Here is a 23031-nt window from a genome sequence, read left to right as displayed (position 1 = left end):
AACCGGCAGGCGGGTTGGCGGGCACTGCCCCCGGTGCCGGTGGGTGAACCGAAGGAGCGCTGGCGCGTCCCGGCCGAGCCGGTTCGTGGTGGATGGTGATCTGATCGTTGTGCCCTACTGGTGATCGGCGAGGACGAGGACGGTCCCGGGGACTCGGCGACCGCCTACCACCTGCGCACCGGGGCCAAGAGGTGGCGGGCCACGGTGCCCGGCGCCACCAGGTCCCAGGTGACCTAGCTCGACCAGGAGACCGCGGTCGTCTCGGGGCCTGGCCCGTTCCACGTGGTCGACCTGCGCTCTGGCGCCCTGCTCTGGTCCGGCACAGGCGTCCCCACCAGCGTGCGCCTGGACGGTGCGCCCAGACTGCTGGTCACCTCGGGGGCGAAGGTGAGCGTGCACGAACCGCGCTCGCAGACCCCGGTCACCCCGCCGACCAAGGTCCCGTCGACGAAGTACGTCACCCGGGCAGGCGGTGCCGACTACCAGTTCCCAGCCCCCTCCGTCACCGCGGTTCGGCTGCCCGGAGCAACTCGGCCGCCCTGCACTCCCGCCGCGACTCCACCCCACCCGCTCGCCGCGATTCGCTGCCCTCGAAGTACTCCAAGCACGCCTCGGGGCTCACCCACTTCACCGGTGACCGCACGATCACCGCGATCCGCCACGACGACCCGCGCACCCAGCGGGAGACCCCGGCACCTGACTACTACGGCGTCTTCGCCCCCGTGACGGTCGGCTGCCTCGCGCGACCACTGGCCGGAAGATCTCCGTCACAGGCCGGAGGCCGTGAGCCCGCGCACGGTCGTAGGGCCCGTGACTTCACCGTCGCGCACAGCACCCGCGTGACCCCTGGACGTGACAGAGGACGTTCCCCCCGAACACCAAGATCACCTGTTGCGACAGCTCGAACCTGCTGGCTGGAAATTGCCGTGGGGAGGCCTCGGGGAAACCGCGAGTGATGGCCGCGTGGTAGACATCGGACTCGGATGCTAACGTGCTGGGATGTCTGATGGTCGTGTGAATCAGAAGACTGGGTCCTTGATTCTCGCGATCGGGATCGTCTCGCTTGAATTCGCCGCCGCGGTGACCAGTTTCGTCGCCGCCACGCTGTTGCCCGTCGTCGCCCCTGATTTGGGTGCGCGGAACGACCTGGCACTGCTGATCGCCGGGTCGACGTTGGGGTTGTTCGTGGCACTGCCTCTGGCGAGCCGGGTTCTGCGCGTGCTGGGCACCCGGGGCGCGCTCGGGGTTGGGATCGTCATCTACATCGGTGGGCTCGTCCTGGCCGCGACTTCCCAGGCAGCGTGGGTGTTCGCCGCGGGCCAGTTCGCCAACGGGCTCGCGAGTGGGCTCCTGGCGGTCTTCGGCATCAGTTCCGCGATCCGCTACCTGGACGAGCAACTGCGCATCCAGGTGGTGGCGGCCTCATCGGCGATGTGGATCCTGCCCGCCTTGGTCGGGCCAGCCGCGACCCTGGGTCTGCAACACCTCGTGGGGTGGCGCTGGACCCTCCTCGTCCCGCTACCATTCGTCCTCTTCGGACGGTTGCTCGTGGTGCGCACCGTTCGCGGTGACCCCCCGGAGGAGTCCGCCCACCGCCCGCTGGTTCGAACGCTGTTGATCCCGTTGGGCGCCGCGGGTGTGGTGCTGAGCATGCAGTGGTGGCCGTTGGCCATCATCGGCGCCGCGGCGGCGCTGGCGGGGATGGTCAGCCTCATGCCGGAGGGGACCGCGCGGTTCAGCCCGGGAACCCCTGCCGCTCTCGGCACGATGGTGTTGTTCGCGGTCGGCTACTTCGGCGCGGACAGCCTGATCACCGTGTTGCTGACCTCCGGAATGCAGATGAGCCTCGGGCAGGCAGCGATCGTCCTGAGCGCGGCGCCACTGTGCTGGGGGTTGACGAGCCTGCTCGCAACGCGGTTCACCTCGTCGCGGAACACACGGAGCCTTCCCTCCATCGGCCTTGGTCTGGCCGCCCTCGGAACCGCCGTGCTGACCGCGGGGCTGGTCGTCAGCATGCCCTTCGCGGTGGCAGTCGTCGCCTGGGCAGCGGGCGGGATCGGGGTGGGACTCTCCTATCCCGGCCTGTACATCAGGTCGACGACTTCGAGTTCGGGTGCGTTCACCGCGACGGACCTCGCTGCCGCGGTCATCACGGCCGAGTGCACCGGACAACTGCTGGGACGCGCCATCGGCGGCACACTCAGCTCGTCCGAGAGCTCCAGCGGGTTGCTGGCCTCCTACGTGTTGTTCGCGGCCGTACTGATTGTCGCCGCCGGGACAGCGCGTCGGGCCATGGCCCAAGCGCCCTAGTGGAGCGATGCACCCGCTGAACGCCGACAGGGTCCCGAGGGGGTCACCACCGGAAACCGTTCCACAGTCCCGCCACCTCGTGCAGCCTGGCGGCGACGATGACCAATCAGCGCCTCTGGGGTTACCCTTGTCACCATCGCGCGGCCAAGACGATCGCGCTCAGAACAGGGCAGTTGTCTCCGCTGCTCGCACCCCGGCCCGACACGCGGTCGACAATGAGCCGGGCATCTCGACACGGCAGCGGTGAGAATCCCGACTCCACACCGAGGACGGGGATCAGGAGCACGGCGTCGGGCTCCCGCACACCCGCGGCACGCTCTTGCCACCTGCGCCGCCAACCTCCTGCACGACGTTCCTCGCCAACCGACTAGACCATTGACCACAAACTGTCTTGCGCCGCCACGGGTGGGTACGAGTATCCTGGAACCTCATGATCCAGTCCCGGCTGGTGGCCTGAGTCGGTGGCGCAGTGGCTGATCCTCCTGCGGTGCACCGGACGATCATCATTGTCGAGGCGCAGAACCACGTCCTCGTCGCCGTCGAGCGCGCGCACGATCGCGCGTGTCACCTGCCGGCTCGGGCGACAGGGCTTGATGAAGGCGTCGTTGACCGCGGTCTGGCTGAACCTGGTCAGCGTCGCGAGCCGCTCGTAGGTCGGTTGTCCGGCCTTGAGCCTCAGTCTGCTCAAGGCTCTCTGGAGTTGGTCGAGCGCGGTGGACACGGCATCTCCTCCACGTGCACGAACAGGGAAAAGCGCTGGTCACAGGCATCCGGTGCGGTCCGGCGGCATCCGCTGATGTCCGCCGTCAGCCGGTTGTGACCGATTTCCTTCCCGGACGTCGGCGTGGTGGGTCAACTGGGACGGCACTGCTGTCGCTGTCGGCAGCGACCGCCACCGCCGCTGACTGACAGCACCACGCCCCAGCCCAAGCCGCGCTACACCAACGCCACGGTGCTCGCCCACGACTGCGCTATTAACTGGAACTACCCGAAAGCGGGCCTGCCCGATCGGCAGTGGTCCGCGGGACCGTCGACGGCGTCCAAGGCAGTGGGTGTGCGCTACACCGCAGGCGCCCACGCCCTCGTGCTCGACTACACCCGTGCACCGGACTCGCACGGCCGCGGCGGGACCTACCCCTGGTGGGGTTGGGTCGACAAGTCCTGCCTGGTCGACCCCGTCGCCCGTGAGTTCCCCCGCGGGGCGACGGCCAAGGACGACAAGCGAACCGTCCCCGACCGCGACACCTACGCCCACCCCTTGGGCGACCGTCGAGCCGTCGGCGGCGACAACGCGCCCAAGGCCGTCGACATGAACCCCCCGCACCACGGCCCCACCAAGAAGACCCTGCACGTCGGGACCCCCGGCACGCTGCGCAGCGGCCCCAAGCAGTTCGCCATCGGCAACCTCGACCGCGGCTGGGACTTCCGCATCACCCGGGACAAGTGCCGCACCACCGAGGGCACACCGTTCAAGCCCGAGCAGTGGGTCCTGGGCTACGCACCCCAGGCAGCCGCTGGGGCTGGATCCAGGCCGCGCACCTACCCGCCTGCACCGGCTGATCCCGATCAGGATGACCGGTGTGCGGCCCGCTGCCTGCGGCGGGCCGCACACCGGTAGCCGCAGGGTTTGCCTGATGGGCCACCGGGTGGACCGAGCGGTAGTTGTCGCCGTCATCAACACTCAGGAGTTGCCGGTCGTTCGGTCGGCAGCATCCCCCGCGTTGTCAGCGGGCCGGACGCGGGGTCGGGCCAGTGCCCGCGGACTCGTTCTTGCCCGGGCACTGGCTCGCATACGTTGCCGGATACCTCTCCGCGCGCGTCAGTGCGCGGGTCGTCGCCAGTCTTGACGACGGCCTTGGCCACCCGCCCCGGGGAGTGCGGTGTGCACCGGGGCCGCGGCCCGGGGGTGTGCCGGGTGGTCGCGGCACGCCGTAGTCGCGTGCGGCCGATGTCGGTTCACCTCTGCCGAACTGCTGTCGGGTCAGCGGGCGCGCGGGGCTTCCGCCCCGTCAGCCGGATCCTCGGCGTTCCCGTGGATGTCGGCGGTGAGGTGTCCGGCGTCCTCCAAGCTGCGTCCGGCGCGGATCAGGGCGGGATGCGGTCGCGGGGTCCACAGTGGATTCGGGCGCAGTGTCCCGGCGCACCTGCCGAGCGCGGTCGCGCTCTGGCGCAACGCGTCCGCGACAGCGGCATCGGTCTCCACCTCGGGCCAGGTGTCGCACAGCGCTTGGGCGGCGGTCTCGATCTCGGTGTCCGGCGCGCTCGACTCGCGAGTGGCGCGTTGCACGAGGGCGTGCAGGCAGATGGCGACGCCCGCGGCGGCGGGGTGGTCGTCGATCGAGATGAGGTTCAACCGGTCCAGGCACCGCGCGGCGTCGCGGACCTGGGTCTCGTCCGCGTCCAGGAACTCGTGGAGCGCGGGTGCGGTGAGGATCTGAGGGGAATGCCCGCGGGGTCCAGGAGCGACAGCAACCGCAGGAGCGGTCGATCAACGCCGACCGGTCGGCGTTGATCGGCGCGGGCGATGGACAGGGTCCACGTGGTGGCGACGACGCGGTCGTGGTCGTCGGGGAACAGGTCGGACAGGCGGTCGTGGTGGGCGCGGAACCGGTCGAGGTAGTCGGCGCAGGTGATGGCGAGGTAGGCGCCCACCTGGGCGACGGCCAGCGGGAGGTGGCCGAGTTCGACGACCAGGTCGTCGACGCCGTCGAGGAGGTGGGGCTGGTCGGCGAGCCAGGAGGCGAGGCGGTCGCGGGCTTGGCCGTGGGTGAACAGGCCGACCTCGACCAGCTTCCTGCCGTCGGCGCGCCGCGCGGCGCCGCGGTCCTGGGTGGTGACGATGACCTGACCGACCGGGATGAGCCCGTGCACGTCGGCAGGTGAGGGGACACCGTCGAGGACGACGAGGTGGGGGTGGGTCTCGAGCCAACCGAGGAACGACCGGGCGGCCGCGTCGGTGTCCCTTCGGACGCCGCTGACACGCTCGTCGAGATCGGCGTAGGCGCCCGTCACCTGCGCAGGGGAGCCCGCGACGATCCAGATGACCCCGGTACCCGCTGCCCGCGCCCGGTGCGCGGCGTCGGCCGCGAGCTGGGTCTTGCCCGCCCCGGCCACGCCGACCACGACCGTGCAGCCGTCACCGAGGACCACGTCGCGGCTCTGGAAGGCGGCGGAGCGCACCGGGAGCTGGTCGAACCGGTGTGGGGCCCGGCGGTCGTGGCGCACCCAGGTGGACATCGCCGTTGATGGAGTGCGCCATGACGGCATGGTGCACGTCACCGGAGAGGTGGTTGTGGTTGTCCACCCTGACATGATCGCCCCGAGGTCAAGCGGGATCGGTCCCTCCAGTCGGCGGCGAGGAGGGATTCCCCGCTCGGCCAACGGAACCGAGGGCGAAGGCGATCGCGCCACGCATACCTGGGCCACGCACCGGCCGCCGGGCCGGGTGCGGGCGAGCAACGACCTCGGGCAGCAGTCCCACACCGACTTGACGTTGGTGGCTAACGCCCAGGAGCAGATGGTGCCGCCGGTGGCCCAGTCGGGGCCGGCGACGTCCCACACGCACCGCGACCCCGTGCCGGTGTCGCACGTCTCGCTCGACACGGGCACCCCGCGTTCACCTGTCCAGGTCGGAGAGCGGTGGTCGCCGAAATCCATCGTTCGAGGAGAAGTTGCCGCTTTCATCGACTCGAGCGTGAAAGCACCGGCCCGCGTTCGGCGCAACCTGATTGCCGGCGATCTGCAGCGCCCCTACCATTCCGACACCGAGTGGTCCCGGCCGAATGGACGTCCCCATGCGCGTACGACCCGTGATCACCGCTGTGCTCGTCGCCGCGGGTGGCGTGCTCGCGGTAGGAGGCGTCGCCGGTGCGGTGGAGCGGTCGGTCGCGGTGGCGCGGATGTGTGATTCCTCGGTGGTCGCTCGCGCGGACCTCGTGCTCGCCACCAACGCCGAGGACCCGATCTACGGTTGGCTCGGCCCGGAGCCACGTGCGGTGCGAGGCACGCTGACCATTCCCGCCGCGGGCTTGGCGGCGGTCGGCGCGGTCGGGGTCGAGGGCACCGTGGCGGTCCGGCTGGAGTCCCGCAATGCCCTGGGCAGCGCTACCGCGGTGCGGACCCTGGACCTGCGTCCGACCCCGGTCACCGGCCAGGACGTGGTAGTGCCGGTGTTCGGGTACGCGACCGCTGCCCTGGTCGGGAACGCCTGGGGATCCACGACGGTCGAGGTGGACAGCGTCCAGATCAGCCTGACCGGCAAGCGGGCGGACCGGTCGGACATCCCGCCGGTCAGCACCCTGTGCACACGCGGGGAGCAGCCCGCCACCCGCTGGTACTCGGTGACCACAATGGACATGCGGGTCGACTACGCGCCCGCGCCCACACCCTTCACAACCACGTCCACCGCGGACACGATCACCGCCCAGTGGGGTCCGTCGGACGCGGCCACGACCGGCTACCAGGTGCTGCTCGACGACTCGGTCGTCGCCACGACCGGCGCCGACAGCCGGTCGGCGGTGATCACCGGTCTGGTCCCGGACACCGCGTACTACGTCCAAGTTCGTCCGATCACCCGGCCCGATCGCCTGGTCCGCTCAACCCCGCCGATCAAACTTCGCACTCTCCCGCGAACAGCGACCTTCCACTACGCGATCACCGGATCCGCCGCGGTCAACGGCGCGGTCGTGCCCCTGCGCGGGTCCCTGCACACGGTCGTGGACGCGGCCTCCGGCAAACACAGCTCGGAACTGGCGCTCAACGCGACCGACGTGTCAGCGCGGGGGGTGTCCGCGCACGTGGAGTTCGAGCAGGCGGCACCCATCACCGGTTCCCTGTCGTCGACCGTGTTCACCGCGAACGCACGGGTGGCTGTCGTGGTGAAGTCGGTGACGGTGCGCGGCAGGAGATTCTCCGTGCCAGTGGGCTGCCGGACCGCGCCCATCGACCTGCCGCTGCGCTCGCGCCCTGGTTTCGACCTGCGGCTGGGTGGAGAGCTGACCGCGGCGTTCACCGTGCCGCCGCTGACCGGGTGCGGCCCGCTGACCGCCGCGGCGAACACCCTGCTCTCCGGTAGCGACCACCGCGCCACCCTGTTGCTGACCCCGTGAGCAACGGCCTCTCTGGAGGCTCCCGAACACCCGTTCCGCTCACCACGGCGACCGACCAGCGGCCGACCCCAGTCGCGCCCTAGGACCACGACCGCAGGCCTTGGCGGCTCCAGCGATCCGAGCCTGCTGGGACAGCGGCCGGTTCCTCGTCGCCACGATCGCGGTCAGCGCAGGCACGGCGGAGGGCCGGGGTTCCTGGTGATCGCCAGGAACCCCGGCCCTTCGTGAGAAGGCTTGTCGCTACCCGATCAGCAGGCGCAGACACCGGTGTTGTTGACGCCTGCCACGCCGTTCGAACCGACCAGGCCTGCCGCGCCGTTGGGATTGGTGATGGTGTTCACGCCGGTACCGCCGTTGACGGTTCCGACATTGCCCGTGCCTGCCGCGCCCGCGGCACCGCCCAGACCGCCCGCGCCGCCAGGACCGGCACAGCCGGTGCCACCGCTGCCACCCGCACCGCCGTTGCCGCCGGTCCCGCCGGTGTTGGTGATGATGTCGTTGTCGGCGTCACCGTTGACGGTCCCGGAGTTGCCGCCGCCACCGGCGCCGCCCGCACCGCCGAGGCCGCCCGCGCCACCAGGCTGTGTGGCACTCAGCCCGTTACCGCCCTTGGCACCCAGACCGCCGAGGCCACCGAGGCCGCCCTTGCTCTTGAGGGTGTCCGCTCCGGCACCGCCGTTGACGGTCCCGGAGTTGCCGACACCGCCCGCGCCACCGGCGCCGCCCACGCCGCCCGCACCGCCGCCGCTACCGCAGCCGCCGACCCCACCGGCGGAACCCGCACCGCCCGCACCGCCGTTGGTGGTGATGTTGTCGATGCCGGAGTCCGTGGTGCCGCCGTTGACGGTCCCCGAGTTGCCGACACCGCCGACGCCCGCGGCACCGCCGATACCGCCCGCACCCGCCCCGCCTGCCGTGGCTCCGCCGTTGCCGCCCAGACCGCCGATCCCACCGAGGCCGCCCTTGCCGCCGGTGGCGGTGACGGTGTCGCCGCCGACACCGCCGGTGATGGAACCGACGTTGGCGGCGCCGCCAACACCGCCGACACCACCGTTGCCGCCCGCGCCACCCGCGCCGCTGTTCAGCCCGGTCCCGCCCGGACCGCCGTTGCCCGCAGTGCCGCCGAGACCGCCGGTGACGGTGATCTGGTCGGTGCCGTCACCACCATCGACGATGCCGGTGCTGCTGATGCCGACGCCGCCGGTGGTCCCGACGCCGCCGTTGCCTCCCGCGGTCCCCGCAGGGGTGCCCACCGTGCCGTTCGTGCCGGGAGGACCCGTCGCCCCGTTGATGCCCGCGCTGCCGGTGATGACGATGGTGTCGTTACCCCCCAACGTGGAGATCGTGCCTGCGACCGGGCCGCCGCTGATGGTGATGGTGTTGGCGTTGGCGGAGCCGGTGACGACCTGGCCCGCGGGTACGCCCGCGGTGCAGGTCACGTTCTCACCGGTGCGGACACAGCCGGTCGGATCCGCGGCGTAGGCGGAGCCGGGAGCCACCAGGGCGAATCCCGCCACGGTTCCCAGCCCGATCAGAGCACGTCGGACTCGTACCGCCGTGGTGGCGCGCATGGTCGAGTTCAAGGTTCTTCTCCAGTTCCACGATGAGTCGGATCGTCGGTCGCTGCCGCCGGAGGCAAGGGTTGGCCACCAGCTCGGGAGACAGGTCTTCTTCGCGAAGATCTCGCGGTGCGGCGAGGCGGACGGATACGCCCGCTCGTCTGAACTCCCAGGTCGACCCTGCGCTGATCCATCGGAACTGGCAAGGAAAGTGCTGGCTTGTCACCCTCTTGCGAGGACTTTCCTCTCGGCGAGAGAATGTCCGACCGGAGAACGCGACAAGAGCTTCCCCAGCGCGGATGCAGCGGCAAACCTATTTGAGTCCTTTTTCTGGACAACGGCGAGCTTGGCCAGGACTTTCCGGTCTCCAGCAGCCGGGTTCCCGGCGAGCGGATCCACGCCTGGCCCACCGACGTGGTGGGCCAGGCGTGGATCCGCGGTGCCACAGCCGCGGAGGTCAGCCGGTGCAGTTGGGTACGGCGGGGGCGCTGCCGACGCAGTTGTTCGGGGTGTTGGCGGTGATGGGCGAGTCGGTAGTGGTCATGGTGCCGCCTTGGCGGTAGACGCCGCCCGCGGTGCCCAGCAGGAACGCGTGGTTGCCGGTCACGGCCGTCTGGGTGAGGGTCGTCGCGGTGGAACGGACCGCGGATATCCCGCCACCCCGGCCTGCCCGGTTGTTCGTGATGAACAGCGGGCTGCCGGAGACGCCGGTGACCGTCAGCGTGCCGCGGAGACCGTTGTACACGGCACCGCCGTTGCCGAGCAGGGTCAGGTTGCCCGAGAGCGGGCTGTTGGTGAGCGTCGCGGCGGGCGCGGTGCCCGACGGGGTGTCCGCATTCGCGAGACCACCGCCGTTGCCCGACGCGGTGTTGCCCGTCAGGGTGCTGCCGGTGAGGGTGACGGCACCTCGGTTGAGGATTCCGCCACCGTCACCGAGGACATTGCCGCGGGTGAACGCGACCCCGGTCGTGAGCGTGAGCGTGCCGCTCGGGCCGACCTCGGCGATCCGGAACAACCCCAGGCCCAGAAGTGAGGCGTTGGTGACCGTGGCGGGGCCGACCATCTCGATCGGGGTGGTGATCACCGGCAGCGCGTTCGCGGCACCCCCGTGGCCGGTGGTCATGCCATACGTGCAGCCGCCCGCGAGGACAAGGGTATCGGCGGTGGGAGTGGAGTTGGCCAGGGTCACCGCCGCGACCAGGGCGTTCTCGCTGCACGCCACCGGTATGGTGATGGCCTGCGCCGCCGGGGCGATGGCGATCACACCACCGGCCGCGATGGTGGTTCCGAGCAGGACTTGGACCACACTGTGCAAACGTCGCATGACTACTTCGATTCCTGGAACAGGATAGTGGTTTCCCCGCCACGTGGGCGGACGGTTCGACACAGACGGCGGTGGCACACGCCAGGGCCGATCGGCGAACGAGGTGGATGTGATTCATCCAGTAGGAGTCGTCGGCCCGTGACCTGCCTCCGCGATCGTCGAGAACCGGGGTCTGGGGCCACCGACAACCTATCACCCCCCACAGTGACCGGCTCCCTTGAGAAGCGCCGACTACCCGACGACGTCAAGCCCCGCCACGGCCCACTCAACGGGCGGGTGTCCCCAAGCCGGTCCACACCGAGCGCGTTGCCCGCGGCGTCATAGGTGCACCGCGCCACTGACCCGTCGGCCCCGACCAGCTGACCCGCCCCGTCGTAGGAGTAGCTGGCGCCTCCGGGTGGTGCTGCTGGGTCGGCGGACCGCTGGTGCGCCTCCCCTGCTCGGGGACAAGGTCGAGGCGACCACCGCCACCACCGAGAGCACCGCAGAAACCTGGTGCTGTCCCCATCGCACGGGGTCTCCTCGCGGCGAAGTACCCCTACCGGAACAACTGCTGGCTTCAAGCACTCGGTCTTCGGCGTTGTAGTGCGGTTCCAGTTCAAGGGCGCTGTGGAGCTCCTGCGGCTTGCGGAACTTTCGCCACGCCCCATTGCGGCGAAGGCAGCCTCCCGGTGCGGCGTCAGTTGCGGGGCCAGGCGCGCGCCGTGAGGGCTTTCGCATGTGTGGTGCGTCGTTGGGACGGTCGCAGTGGTGGCACGTCCACTCGAACGGCCGCCTTTTCATCTACGCCTATAGACGGCGGCAGGGCGACCGACACGGCACGCTAGGACATGGCGCTCACCCCGGGGACGACAAGGCCCGGGACCTCTGCGGTCGCGGGAGCTTGTGGACACACGTCACCTCATCGTGGGATGCGGGGGAGGTCAGGGCAGAGTTCCCGGATGGCCGACAGCTCGGTCGGTGGTGGGCCGGGGTGCACGATTCCGAGTAGGTGAGTGGCTCTGGTCATGGCTACGTACAGGTCGTTGTGGCCTCGTGGTGAGGCGCTGAGGATTGTGGTGGGGTCGGCGATCAGGACTGAGTCGAACTCCAGGCCTTTGGCTTGGTCGGGGGTGAGTAGTACCACCTTGTGGGTCAGGTCCGGTTGTGTGGGAAGGGAAAGCGCGGTGGAGAGGGGTCTGATGTGGATGGTGGGGGCGATGATCGCGAGTTGGCCGTCGGTGTGTGTAGAGGCGAGGTGGGCGATGACCGCGGGTAGGTCGGCGGGGGTGGTGCGGGTGCGCCACGGGGTTTCGCCGGTTGAGCGGACCGACTGGGGTGGTGGCGTCGCGGGGTGGTGGGCGGCTAGTAGGTCGGTGGTGGCGGCCATGATCTCCGCTGGTGTGCGGTAGTTGACGGTGAGCCGAGCGAGGTGCCAGCGGTCCCGCACGTGTGGCCGCAGCACGCGGTCCCAGGAGGTGGCGCCTGCCGGGTCGCCGGTCTGGGTGAGGTCGCCGACGATGGTCATCGACCTGGTGGGGCACCGGCGCATGAGCATCCGCCAGGCCATCTCGGAGAGCTCCTGTGCCTCGTCGACGACCACGTGCCCGAACACCGCCCGGTCGTCGAACCCGATCAGGGCGGCGGCCTCGTCCAGCAGCGGGACATCCGCGGCGCTCCAGCCGTCGGCGGGCTCGCCGAGCAGGTCCGACACCACCTGCTCCGGAGTCAGCGGCGGCCACACCCCGTCGAGCGCGGCCTGGACGCCGGTGTCGGCGAGCAGCGAGTCCCGCAGGCCGTTCCGGTCGGTCTCGTCCAGCAGCGTCCTCGGTCCGTCGTGATCGTCCTGACCGAGCACGACGCCCGCCGCGGCCAGCGCGCGCAGGTCGGCCTCGCTGAGGCGGCCGTCCGGGCTGCCGCCGTCGATCGCCGCACCGGAGTCGGTGAGCACGATCGCCTCCATGTCCTCGATCAGGCGCCGCGCGAGCACATCCACGATCTCCCGCTGGAACGCCAACCTGGCCTGGTTGTGCGGAAGCCCGGTCCGCCTGGCCTTCCGCACCGCTCGGCCGCACGTGCGCTGGTCGAGCCGCACCACCTGGCCCTCGAACTCGACCTCCACCGGGTCGTCCGGCGCCTGGACCCGCGACCGCACCGCGGCCGCCAACCGGTCGGCCATCACCGCCCGGCCCTTGAGCTCCGCGGTTTCGGAGGGCTCCACCCGGCTGGTCTCGTTACCCGTCCATAGGTCGGCGATGGTGGCCGTCACCACGCTGTTCTCGCCGAGACCCGGCAGGACCTGGCCGATGTAGTCGAGGAAGACCCGACTGGGACCCACGACCAGGACACCTCGGGTGCGCAGGTGCGGACGGGTGTAGAGCAGGTACGCGACGCGGTGCAGCGCCACGGCCGTCTTGCCCGTGCCAGGACCACCCTGCACCACCAGGACCCCGCTCGTCTCGTGCCGGACGATCCGGTCCTGCTCGGCTTGCAGGGTGGTCACGACGTCGCTCATCCGCCCGGTCCGCTCCGCGGTCACCGCCGCCAGCAACGCCGCCTCCCCGACCAGACCACCGCTACCGGCACTGTTCAGGTCCAGCAGCTCGTCGTTCAGCGCGACGACCGCCCGGCCTCGCATGGTGATGCGCCGCCGCCGTCGCACGCCATGCGGAGTGGTCGCCGTCGCGGTGTAGAACACCCGGGCCACCGGGACGCGCCAGTCCACCAGCAACGGCTCCGCGTCCCCGTCCCGGAACAGCCCCAGCCTGCCGATGTAGATACGCCTTCCGTCGTGCATGTCCAGCCGCCCGAAGCACAAGCCCTGCTCCGCCGCGTCCAGCCGGGCCACCTCCGCGTGCCAGACAGCCACCGCGTCCCGATCCCCGTCGGCACGCCGCGCGGCCAGCAAACGCGCGGCCGCCACCACGCGCAGGGCATCCACACGGGCGTACAGATCCGCCACATACCGCTGCTCGATGTCGATCTCACGGTCGATGTCACTACCGGTCATCCCCGTAGGCCCCCTGGGTTGACGATTGGTGCCTTCGAGAGTGCACAGCCATGTCCGGGAAGAACAGTCTTGTTCTTCGCCGCCGCCTCAGCCGCCTGGCCTCTGGTACTCCGGATACCACGACACCTGGGGTGACGCCACCCGCGGCCTTGGTCCGATGTGGACGCGGCCTGGGAGTCAGCGGCGGCCGTGGGGATCGTCGGGGCGGCGGTCTACGCCGGATCGGGTGATCCTCACCTGGTTGTTCCACCCGGCACGGGCGAGCACCGCGCGGGTGGTCCTGCCCCACCATGGATGGCAATGCCGTAATGACTGACGGTTGCTCGACTTCGCGAAGAACGGGAGCGCCGTGGACCACTACCAGACCCAGCGAGTACGGCCGCGGGCGCCGCCACGTCACTCTGTCCAACGCTCGCAGACGCCGAACGCGATCGCAAGATAATGGTGTCCCGGACCCGGATACTGCCGGGGACGCGGTCGACGGGGGCGCATCGCATTACACCTTTTGGCTATGGTAGTGGTGATCCATTTGCCTGCCCGCCGCTTGCCGATCCCGGTGCCATTGCCGGGTGCGGCGGTTGGGTCGCGCGCGCGGGCGGGGATGGTGGGCTAACCAACTCCAGCGGAATGGGCGCCGCCGGAAACGGCCGCGAGATCGCCGGGTCGGCGCCATTCGGGAAACGCGCGGAAAACCGGTGCTCGGGTGCGGTTCCGGCGGCCACGAAGACCACTCGAACGGGCACTTCGCCCGGGGTCGGGGCGCGGCGGCGGCTCCCGCGCCGGGTGTGGTCCGGCCACCATCCGGTGTTGGTCCTGCTCAACGGTCCGGTCACCGGCGGGAACCGACCGCCGTCCGAGGGTGTGGGTGCCCTGCCTCGCCGCGCACGGCCCTTGGTGGTGGTCAGGCCACCATCCGGGGCGGGGCTTCCAGGCGCTGCACGGGGGCGAATACCGCCGAGTGGTGGTGGGCCCACCTGCGCGGGGCCGGGGCCGGTGCCAGCCGCACCTGGGCACAGGGCCTGGGCGGCGCCAGTGTTGAGCCACTTCAGCACGGCGCCCAGCGAGGCGGCGTCCGACGAGGAGGGGGCTCCCGATGACCACGCTCGCCCACCACACGACCAGAACGGCCGGGGTCGACGAGATCCTGCTGGCCGAGATGTGCGCGGAGCTGTTCGCCTCGCTGCCCCGCAGCGACCAGCGGACCAAGGGCGCGGTCTACGTGCGGGGCCTGCTGCGCGCCGAGGGGCGCAAGTCGATCCGCAAGCTGGCCGCGGTCAGCGGCGGGGAGGTCAGCGAGCAGGGGCTGCACCACTTCGTGTCCAGCTCGACGTGGGACTGGCGGCCGATCCGGGCGGCGCTGGCGCGCTACGTGACCCGGACCATCCCGGTGCACGCCTGGGTGGTGCGGCCCATGATCACGCCCAAGGCGGGCGAGCACTCCGTCGGCGTGGACCGCGGGTTCTCCGCTGAGGCGGGCCAGGTGCTCAACGCCCAGTACGCGGTCGGGGTGTGGGCGGCGTCGGACGAGGGTGCCAGCCCGGTGAACTGGCGGCTGCACCTGCCCAAGCCGTGGCTCGACGACGAGGACAAGCGCAGCAGGGCGGCGATCCCGGTCGGGGTCGCGGCGGAGTCGATGGCCGGGTGCGCGGTGTCGGCGTGCCTGGAGACCGGCGGGTTCTGGGGCCTGCCGGTGCGCCCGGTCGTGCTCGACGCGCGTTCCACCGAGGTCGGCGGCACGGTGCGCAGGCTGCAGGCGGCGGGGTTACCGCTGTTCGTGCGGGTCTCCGCGAGTCAGGGACTGGTCCTCGCGCAGCAGGCGCTGCCTGGTCGGGTGAGTGGTCCGGTCTCCGCGCACCAGCTGATGGCCGAGGTGCGGCACCTGCGGCGCCCGGTGCACGTGCCGGGCAGCCGGTCGGGGCGGCACTCCGCGGCGACGGTGCCGGTGCGGTTGCCCGGGACCGGGCGCGAGGGCCGCGAACTGCTGCTGGTCGGGCACTGGGACGGCCGCGGCGGGCCGGTCGGCTACTGGCTCACCGACATCACCTCAGCGGGCCTGTCCACCCTGGTAGGGCTCTCGCGGCTGGTGGCGGGCGTGGACGACAACTTCGACCGGATCACCGACCGGACCGGGATCCGCGACTACGTCGGCCGCTCCTACGACGGCTGGCACCGGCACGTCACGCTGGCCTCGGCCGCGCACGCGGTGGCCGCGCTCAGCGAGGTCGCGTTCGACCGCTACGCCAGCTGATCGCCGGGGTCCGCCTCGGGTGCTCCCGGGTGACCGCCCTGGTCGAGCACCGAGCGGACCCGGTTGAGCCGCAGCGCCAGCTGCACCTCCAGGGCCTGGGCGGGCTGCTGCCACTCCGGGCCGAGCAGCTCGGTGATCCGCTCCAGCCGCCTGGCCACCGTGTTGGCGTGCACGTGCAGCTTCTTGGCCGCGTAGGTGGGGCTGCTGCCCTCCTCGAAGTACGCCTCCAGGGTGCGGGTCAGCTCGGTGGTGCGCAGCTGGTCGTAGTCGAGGACCGGTCCGAGCACCGAGTGCACGAACGCGTCGACGTCGTGGTGGTCGGACAGCAGGATGCCCAGGAAGCCGAGCTGGCGGGCCGATGAGGCCCGGTTGGTCATGCCCAGCGCGGTCATCGCCTCCATGCAGCGCACCGCCTCGCGGTGGCCGTGGAACACCGACGCCGCGTCCTCGACCGGGCTGGACGCGCTGACCGTGATCGACTGGCGCAGCGAGGCGGTGGCGCTGTCGAACACCGCTCGGACGGCGGCGTCCGGGTCGTCGCCGGGGATGAGCAGCACCGCGCAGTCGCGGTGCAGGGTCTTCAGACCGCCGCAGCGGTGGCTGTAGGAGGACGCCCAGACCGAGATCTTGCCCAGCGCGTCCTCCGTGGGTCTCGCCACCACCACGACGTGCGGTTTGGTGAGGTCCATGCCCATCCGCAGGGCCCGCTTGCGCAGCTGCTGCGGGGGGCGCTGCGGCTGGGCGAGCAGGTCGTCGAGCAGCTCGTCGCGGATCTGGTCCTCGGAGGCGCCCGCCCGGTCGTCGAGCAGCAGGTACGCGGTGGCGGCGTGCGCGGCCACCTGCACCAGGCCCAGCTCGAACTCGCCCGGCTCGTGCTCGGGGCGCACCAGCAGCGCGCCGAAGTGCCGGTTGCCCGCGTAGAGCGGCATGGTCCACAGCCCGCTCGCCTGCCGCACCGGCTCGCGCGCGGACTGGGCCTGCACCATCGCGCCGATCAGCGACTCGTGGTCCTCGCAGGGCAGGTCGCCGAGGGCGACGAGCACGTCGGAGTTGGCCGCGCACAGCCGCAGCCCGCCGCCGAGGTGCTGGTGCGCCTCGGCGAACACCGCCTTGAGGTCGGCGCCGCCGATGACCAGCTCGAGCATCCTGGCGTGCACCCGGCTGAAGTCGCGGACCGCGCCCGCGGTGGTCTCCGCGGCGCTCTGCCGCTCGCGCAGCTGCTCGTGCTCCTGCACCCTGGCGCGCTCGATGGCCACCCCGGCCAGGTCGCCGAGGCTGCTCATCAGCGACACCTGGTCGGCGGTGAACCGGCGCACCCGGCGCGAGCCCGCGTAGAGGGCGCCGGAGGGCTTGTTCCCGTAGAACAGCGGGACCGCCATGATCGTGCGCAGGCCCTCGGCCTCGACGACCTCGTCGATCTCCGGGCTGTGGTCGATGCGGTCGTCGTTGAGGTAGTCGGCGGTCCAGAACGGCGCCGAGCTGGCCAGCACCTTGTTGCCCAGGCCCCCGTTGCCCGGCAGGCGCAGGCCCACGCTGAGCACCGAGGTGTGCCCGTCGGCGGTGCGGATGTAGATCGAGTCGCCGTCCGGGAAGCTGATGTAGGCCATGTCGACCCCGAGCAGCAGCCGGGTCCGGCGCGTGATCATCTTCAGCAGGCTGTCGACGTCGGCGACCACGGTGAACTCGCGCGCGGTGTCGACCAGCGCGGAGAAGTCCGCCTCCCGCTGGCGGTACCGGTTGAGCTGGTCGGCGATGGTCAGCGCGAGGCGCCGCGCGTGCTCGAGGGCCGCGACGTCCATACCGGCGTCGGCGGCCCGGGCGACCAGCGCGTCGAACTCGTGCTGCGGAGCATTGTTCGACAGCAACTCCAGAAGTGCCAATACGGTGGAGTCGGCGTCGAAAAGCCTGTCAACCACACCCATGCCCTCATCATGCAGCTAGGCCCGCGTCTTGCGGGTGACCGCGACGCGCATTATCGACGTTGTCTAACGAATATACGGGTTGCATATGACGGTGTCAACCGCGCGTCACCGGACCCGCACACGGCGTGTGGTCGGCCCTGGTGTTCCGGCCACCACCGCGCGGCGCCGAGACGTTGGCCCGATCACCTTCCGCTAACCGCCCGCGGAAGCGAGAGTTATCCGGGGCAGGACAACAGCGCTGGCGGCGCGGCCGCCGATTCTCCAAATCGTCCGAGTGCCGAGCAAAAGGGGGAGACAATGTCGGAAGTTCGTGACTACCGCAGATCCTTGGAACGCAGCAGGAATGCGCTCAGGACAATCGACCGGCCGCGCACGTTCACCCTGCACCACCGCGAGTGGGACATGCTGCCCGGTGTCTTCTCCCCGGTCTGCTCGCCGACGACCGGGGTGGTCATGGAGCTGCTCGGCTTAGCGGAGCCGTCCCCCGTGCCGCGGACCGGCTCGTTCCTGGAGATCGGCGCGGGGGCGGGCCTCATCGCCGTGTCCTGCGCCCTCGCTGGCTGCGACCGGGTCGTCGCCACCGACATCAACGCCGAGGCCGTGCGCAACACCGCGCTCAACGCCGAGCGGCACGGCGTGGCGGACCGGGTGAGCACGCGCTACAGCGACCTGTTCGCCGCGCTCGACCCCGGCGAGCGGTTCGACATGATCTTCTGGAGTTCCAATTACGTCCTCGCCCCCGCCGATTACGAGTACCAGTCGGTGCACGAGCGGGCCTACGTGGACGCCGGGTACGCCACCCACCGCCGGTTCCTTGCCGAGGCGTCGCACTGGCTGATCCCCGGCGGCTCGGTGGTGCTGCACTTCAGCAGCCGCGGCGACCTGGCCCGCCTGCTGCGCATGGCGGGCGAGCACGACCTGGGCCTGCGCACCCTGCGCACGGTGACCAACATCGAGGGTGGCTGCGAGGTCGAGCACATGCTCGTGGAGGTGACGCGCCAGCAGGCGCTCCCCCACGCCGCGCTCCCCGCCACCACTCTCCCCGCCGCTCCCGCGCCCGCCGCCGCGCGCGCCGTGCTGCCCGTCGCCTGAGCGCGCCTCCTTCTTCTCTCCCCCCGCCACCAGCCGCACCGAGCAGGCCACCACACTCCTGACAGGACACCCGTGCGCACACTGCTGATCGACAACCACGACTCCTTCACCTACAACCTGTTCCACCTGCTGGCCGAGGTCAACGGCCAGGAGCCGGAGGTCCTGCTCAACGACGACCAGGCCTGGCGCCCCGAGCACCTCGACGGGTTCGACAGCGTCGTGGTCTCGCCGGGACCGGGGCACCCGGGCCGCGGCGCGGACTTCGGCATCTGCCGGTCCGTGGTGGCCCAGGGCCGGGTCCCCGTGCTGGGGGTGTGCCTGGGCCACCAGGGCATGGCGCACGGGCACGGCGGGCTGGTGCGACGCGGTCCGGCCTTCCACGGCCGGATCTCGGGGGTGCACCACGACGGCCAGGACCTGTTCGCCGGGTTGCCCTCGCCGTTCCACGCGGTGCGCTACCACTCGCTCGTCGTCGACGACCTGCCCCCCGAGCTGGCGGCCACGGCGTGGACCGAGGACGGGCTGCTGATGGGGCTGCGGCACCGGGCGAAACCGTTGTGGGGCGTGCAGTTCCACCCCGAGTCGGTGGGCAGCGAGCACGGGTTGGCGCTGCTGGCCAACTTCCGCCGGGTCGCCACCCTGCACAACACCGCCGCCGGACGCGCGCGGAGCAGGCCGGTGCGGACGGCCCACTCGGTCCAGACGGCTGCTGACCGCACCGCGGTCCGGGAACTGACCGTGCTGACCAGGGCGGTGCGCACGCCGTGGAGCGGCGAGCAGGCCTACGACCAGCTCTTCCGCGGCGGTGACCACGCGTACTGGTTGGACAGCAGCGGCCAGGACCGGCCGGACGCGCGGTTCTCGATCATGGGTGACGCGAGCGGCCCGCTGGGCCGGGTGGCGAGCGCGGACGTGCGGCGCGACACCGTGACCGTGCGGTCGGCCGGGGACACCGAGGTCGTACCCGGCGGGTTCCTGGAGTGGCTGGACGCCGACCTGCGCGGCGCCCGCACCCGGGTGCCCGCGCTGCCCACCGACTTCGCCCTCGGCTGGGTCGGGTACCTGGGCTACGAGCTCAAGGTGGAGTGCGGCGGCAGCACCGGGCACCGGGCGGACACGCCCGACGCGGTGATGGTCTTCAGCGACCGCGCCCTGGTGGTCGACCACCACACCGGCACGACACACCTCTTGGCCCTGGCCGAGGACGACGCCACCAGCGCGACCGCCACTGCTTGGCTCGACCACGCCGAGGAGGTGCTGGCGGGCCCGACACCGGTGCTGGACGAGGTCCCGGACGTCCCCGCCGAGGTGGGGCCGCTGCTCCCCCGGCACGGCCGCGACGCGTACCTCTCCCGCATCGCCGTGGCGCAGCTGCGGATCGCCGCGGGCGAGACCTACGAGGTGTGCCTGACCAACATGGTCTCCGCCGACGGCGACGTGGACACCTGGGACGCCTACCGGTTCCTGCGCCGCACCTGTCCCAGCCCGTTCGGCGCGCTGCTGGAGTTCGGCGACGTCGGCGTGCTCAGCACCTCACCCGAGCGGTTCCTGCGAGTCGGCGCCGACGGCGCGCTGGAGTCCTCCCCGATCAAGGGGACCCGGCCGCGCGGCGAGACCCCCGAGCAGGACCGGGCCCTGGCCGAGGACCTGGCCAACGACCCGAAGGACCGCGCCGAGAACCTGATGATCGTCGACCTGGTGCGCAACGACCTGGGCCGGTGCGCCCGGATCGGGTCGGTCACCGCGACCGACGTGTTCCGGGTGGAGACCTACAGCACGGTCCACCAGCTGGTCAGCACCGTGCGCGCCACGGCGCGGCCGGGGATCGGCGCGGTCGACTGCGTGCGCGCGGCGTTCCCGCCCGGGTCGATGACCGGGGCGCCCAAGGAGCGCACCATGCGGATCATCGACGAGCTGGAGGGCGGCGCCCGCGGCGTCTACTCCGGCGCCGTCGGCTACTTCTCGCTGACCGGTGCCGCGGACCTCAGCGTCGCGATCCGCACGACCGTGGTCACCCCCGGCCGCATCACCTACGGCGTCGGCGGCGCGGTGATCGCCCTGTCCGACCCGTGCGCGGAGTTCGACGAGACCGTGGTCAAGGCGCGGCCGCTGATCCGGCTCACCGGCCGCGGCCTGGTCGCGGCGGTCGGTGAGCCCGCGACCACCGTTCAGTCCGCAGCGGCCGCCAGCCTGTCGCGCACCACGGCGCTCAGCTCCTCCCAGTAGCGCGCGACCCGGTGGGTCCCGTCCCACTCCAGCTCCCGCGCCACCTCGTCCAGCCCGACCCCGAGCCCGCCCAGGCCCTCCACCACGGCCTGGGCGGCGGCGTGCTCACCGAGCAGGGTGTCGCCCGCCAGCTCCTCGGCCACCTCGAGCGTGTCCAGCGCGGCCCGCTGCAGGGCGGTGACCGTTCCCCAGCCCACGACCCGACCCGCGTAGCGGGTACCCGGGTCCGTGTCGGTCGCGGCCACCCACACCAGCCGCTGCGGACGGGCGCCCGCGGCGTGCAGCGCCCGCCAGCGACCTGTCCCCAGCGAGTGCTCGTACTCCCGGTACAGCAGCCGGGCGGTGGCCAGCCCGGCCGTGCCCAGCAGGTCGGTCGCCCCGCTGTCGCGCGTGCTCACGAGCCGGGCGTCGACCTCCTCGTCGATCCGCCCGACCGGCACCGCGACCACCGACGGGATCGCGGCCACGCTGAGCCCGGCGGCCGAGGCGGCCGCCAGGCCGTCGAAGTAGGCGTCGACGGCCTGGCGGTAGCGCGCCGGGGAGTAGACCTCGGTGGCGTGCACCCCGATCCCCCTGGCCAGGCAGGCGCGCATCGCGGCCAGGCCCAGCTCGGTGGCGGGGAGCTTCACCATGACGTTGGGGCGCGCCAGCTCCGCGGTGGCGCGCAACGCGGCGGGGACCGCGCCGCGCGGGTCGCGGACGGCGGCGGCGGGCACGTCGACCGACACGTACCCGTCCTGGCCATCGGAGTGGGTGAACACCTCGTAGAGCGCGTCCCCCGCGGCGCGCCCGTCGCCCGCGGCGAGGGCGATCACCGCGTCCTCCGGGCTGGCGCCCTGGCGCGCCAGGTCAGCCAACTGGTCCCGGTAGGGCCCTAATCCGACGTCCTCGCCGAGCGCGCGCAGCAGTGCCCGCTGGTCCGCGGTCGCACCTGACACGCCCTTCGTGCCGACCATGGAGGCGAACCAGCCGGAGTCGATCCCCCGCCGGTCCAGGCCGTCCCACCACGGGGACACCCCCTCCGAGATCAGGCCGTCCAGGCTCGCGCCCGTCGAGTTCGTCATGACCCCTTCACCGCCTCTCGTCTCGCGCGTGCCACCGGGTGGTGTCACGCGGCGTAGGGACGCGTCGCCTTCGCCTCGCGCAGCGCCGCCGCCCACCAGGTGAGCTGGTCGAGCAGGTCCTTCGTGTTGGCCTCGACGGCGTCGGGCCGCACCAGCTGCCCCTGCTCGTCGAACAAGGTCCACGGGAAGCGCAGCATCAGGGCCTCGCGCACGGTGACCGCGTGCACCTCGGCGAAGACGCAGCGCAGGTGCTCGACCGCGCGGGCGCCGCCGCCGTGGCCGCCGTAGCCGACGAACGCGACCGGCTTGGCCTGCCACGGGACACCGGTCCAGTCGATGGCCGCCTTCACCGAGGCCGGGTAGCTGTGGTTGTACTCCGGGGTGACCAGGACGAAGCCGTCGGCGGCACCGAGCCGCTCGGCGAGCGCGGCGGCCGAGGCCGCGGTGGTCTCGTCCGGCTCGTCGGTCAGCGAGGTGGGCAGCGGGTGCTCCGCCAGGTCGATCAGGTCGATGTCGACGCCGCCGTACTCGCGGACCCGGTCGGTGAACCAGTTGGCGATGACCGGTCCGAACCGTCCCTTGCGGACACTCCCGATGATCACGGCGATCCTGGTGTTGTCTGGCGTGCTCATGACTTCCCTTTCCTGGTGGGGGTCTTGCGTGCCCTGGTGGCGCCCGTCGGCTCGGGGCCGGGGGTGGTCATCCAGCTCAGCATCAGCTTCGTGCCCGCGGGCGAGCGCTCCTCGGCGACCATCCGCACGTCGGCCACCGTGCGGGCGGCCAGGTGCCTGCGCCAGGCCAGCTCGGCGAACCGCATGGCCTGCGCGATCGCGCACGGCACCCGGCGGTCGACGTCGGGCCGCGCGGAGCGGCCGGTGAGCACCCCCGCGTGGCCGCGGTGGGTGATGTCGGTGCAGCGGAACGCCGGGGTCGTGCCCTCGATGGCCATCACCACGTCGAGCACGGTGATCTCCTCGGCGGGCCGGGCGAGCCGGAACCCGCCGCGCGGACCGGCGGTCGAGGTGACGATCCCGGCCCGGCCCAGGGCCTGGAGCTGCTTGTTGAGGTAGGCGGGCGGCAGGTCGTAGAGCGCGGCGAGGCGGGCGGCGGGCACCGCCTGCGGCGAGCCGACCCGGGAGAGGTCGACGCAGCAGTGCAGGGCCCACTCGACGCCTTCGGACATGCGCAT

The 23031-nt window shown here is 71.6% G+C and carries 17 protein-coding genes; 6 read left to right on the top strand and 11 right to left on the bottom strand.

All coding sequences use genetic code 11. From position 1 onward, the window contains the following. Positions 1-233 precede the first annotated feature (233 nt). Positions 234-461: a hypothetical protein gene (locus tag LV79_RS14660; RefSeq protein WP_253836668.1), complete on the bottom strand. Its 228-nt coding sequence runs from the start codon at positions 459-461 to the stop codon at positions 234-236. Positions 462-1035: 574 nt separating this feature from the next. On the opposite strand from LV79_RS14660, the gene LV79_RS14655 reads away from it, so the two are divergent. After that, positions 1036-2310, top strand: coding sequence for an MFS transporter (locus tag LV79_RS14655; protein WP_253836666.1), 1275 nt, complete (start codon positions 1036-1038; stop codon positions 2308-2310). A gap of 367 nt (positions 2311-2677) precedes the next feature. On the opposite strand, the gene LV79_RS14650 is transcribed toward LV79_RS14655, so the two are convergent. After that, positions 2678-3031: a hypothetical protein gene (locus LV79_RS14650; RefSeq protein WP_253836664.1), complete on the bottom strand. Its 354-nt coding sequence runs from the start codon at positions 3029-3031 to the stop codon at positions 2678-2680. 231 nt (positions 3032-3262) lie between these two features. On the opposite strand from LV79_RS14650, the gene LV79_RS14645 reads away from it, so the two are divergent. Continuing rightward, positions 3263-3928, top strand: coding sequence for a hypothetical protein (locus tag LV79_RS14645; protein ID WP_253836662.1), 666 nt, complete (start codon positions 3263-3265; stop codon positions 3926-3928). A gap of 363 nt (positions 3929-4291) precedes the next feature. On the opposite strand, the gene LV79_RS14640 is transcribed toward LV79_RS14645, so the two are convergent. After that, entirely contained in the window at positions 4292-4663 is a 372-nt protein-coding gene (locus LV79_RS14640; RefSeq protein WP_253836661.1) for a hypothetical protein, read from the bottom strand. Then, positions 4660-5547 carry a tetratricopeptide repeat-containing protein gene (locus LV79_RS14635; RefSeq protein WP_253836659.1) on the bottom strand — a complete coding sequence of 296 codons (888 nt, stop codon included), beginning with the start codon at positions 5545-5547 and terminating at the stop codon, positions 4660-4662. The genes LV79_RS14640 and LV79_RS14635 overlap by 4 nt, the downstream gene beginning before the upstream one ends. 557 nt (positions 5548-6104) lie before the next feature. Between LV79_RS14635 and LV79_RS14630 the strand changes: the two genes are divergently transcribed. Next, on the top strand, positions 6105-7418 hold the full coding sequence (locus tag LV79_RS14630; RefSeq protein ID WP_253836657.1) for a fibronectin type III domain-containing protein: 1314 nt from the start codon (positions 6105-6107) through the stop codon (positions 7416-7418). A 248-nt stretch (positions 7419-7666) separates the two neighbouring features. On the opposite strand, the gene LV79_RS14625 is transcribed toward LV79_RS14630, so the two are convergent. The 3 genes from LV79_RS14625 to LV79_RS14615 all read right to left on the bottom strand — a co-directional run bounded on the left by LV79_RS14625 (position 7667) and on the right by LV79_RS14615 (position 13290). Further along, a complete protein-coding gene (locus LV79_RS14625) occupies positions 7667-9001 on the bottom strand; it encodes a hypothetical protein (protein ID WP_253838585.1) in 1335 nt (444 codons plus the stop codon). A 433-nt stretch (positions 9002-9434) separates the two neighbouring features. Next, complete coding sequence (locus LV79_RS14620; RefSeq protein ID WP_253836655.1) at positions 9435-10301, bottom strand: hypothetical protein; 867 nt, start codon at positions 10299-10301, stop codon at positions 9435-9437. Between the two features lie 901 nt (positions 10302-11202). After that, the gene (locus tag LV79_RS14615) at positions 11203-13290 is read right to left on the bottom strand and encodes a HelD family protein (protein ID WP_253836653.1); all 2088 of its coding nucleotides are present in this window, start codon (positions 13288-13290) and stop codon (positions 11203-11205) included. 1093 nt (positions 13291-14383) lie between these two features. Here LV79_RS14615 and LV79_RS14610 point away from each other — a divergent pair. Continuing rightward, positions 14384-15538 carry an IS701 family transposase gene (locus LV79_RS14610; protein ID WP_253836652.1) on the top strand — a complete coding sequence of 385 codons (1155 nt, stop codon included), beginning with the start codon at positions 14384-14386 and terminating at the stop codon, positions 15536-15538. Here LV79_RS14610 and LV79_RS14605 read toward each other — a convergent pair. Further along, a complete protein-coding gene (locus LV79_RS14605; protein ID WP_253836650.1) occupies positions 15526-17460 on the bottom strand; it encodes a helix-turn-helix domain-containing protein in 1935 nt (644 codons plus the stop codon). The genes LV79_RS14610 and LV79_RS14605 overlap by 13 nt on opposite strands. 327 nt (positions 17461-17787) lie before the next feature. Here LV79_RS14605 and LV79_RS14600 point away from each other — a divergent pair, with 327 nt between their 5' ends. Both LV79_RS14600 and pabB read left to right on the top strand, forming a co-directional pair. Beyond that, positions 17788-18552 carry a methyltransferase gene (locus tag LV79_RS14600; protein ID WP_253836648.1) on the top strand — a complete coding sequence of 255 codons (765 nt, stop codon included), beginning with the start codon at positions 17788-17790 and terminating at the stop codon, positions 18550-18552. A 72-nt stretch (positions 18553-18624) separates the two neighbouring features. Further along, a complete protein-coding gene (gene pabB / locus LV79_RS14595; RefSeq protein ID WP_253836646.1) occupies positions 18625-20778 on the top strand; it encodes an aminodeoxychorismate synthase component I in 2154 nt (717 codons plus the stop codon). On the opposite strand, the gene LV79_RS14590 is transcribed toward pabB, so the two are convergent. The 3 genes from LV79_RS14590 to LV79_RS14580 are packed head-to-tail and all read right to left on the bottom strand — an operon-like array spanning position 20721 to position 23031. Next, complete coding sequence (locus LV79_RS14590; protein ID WP_253836645.1) at positions 20721-21842, bottom strand: transaldolase family protein; 1122 nt, start codon at positions 21840-21842, stop codon at positions 20721-20723. The genes pabB and LV79_RS14590 overlap by 58 nt on opposite strands. 44 nt (positions 21843-21886) lie before the next feature. Next, positions 21887-22474: an NADPH-dependent FMN reductase gene (locus LV79_RS14585; RefSeq protein ID WP_253836643.1), complete on the bottom strand. Its 588-nt coding sequence runs from the start codon at positions 22472-22474 to the stop codon at positions 21887-21889. Then, positions 22471-23031, bottom strand: a complete 561-nt coding sequence (locus LV79_RS14580; protein ID WP_253836641.1) for an RrF2 family transcriptional regulator — start codon at positions 23029-23031, stop codon at positions 22471-22473. The genes LV79_RS14585 and LV79_RS14580 overlap by 4 nt, the downstream gene beginning before the upstream one ends.

It is taken from the genome of Actinokineospora globicatena (genome assembly GCF_024171945.1).
GTDB lineage: Bacteria > Actinomycetota > Actinomycetes > Mycobacteriales > Pseudonocardiaceae > Actinokineospora > Actinokineospora globicatena.
The sequence above is the reverse complement of the archived record's forward strand: the minus strand, read 5'-3'. Positions and strand labels throughout refer to the sequence as shown.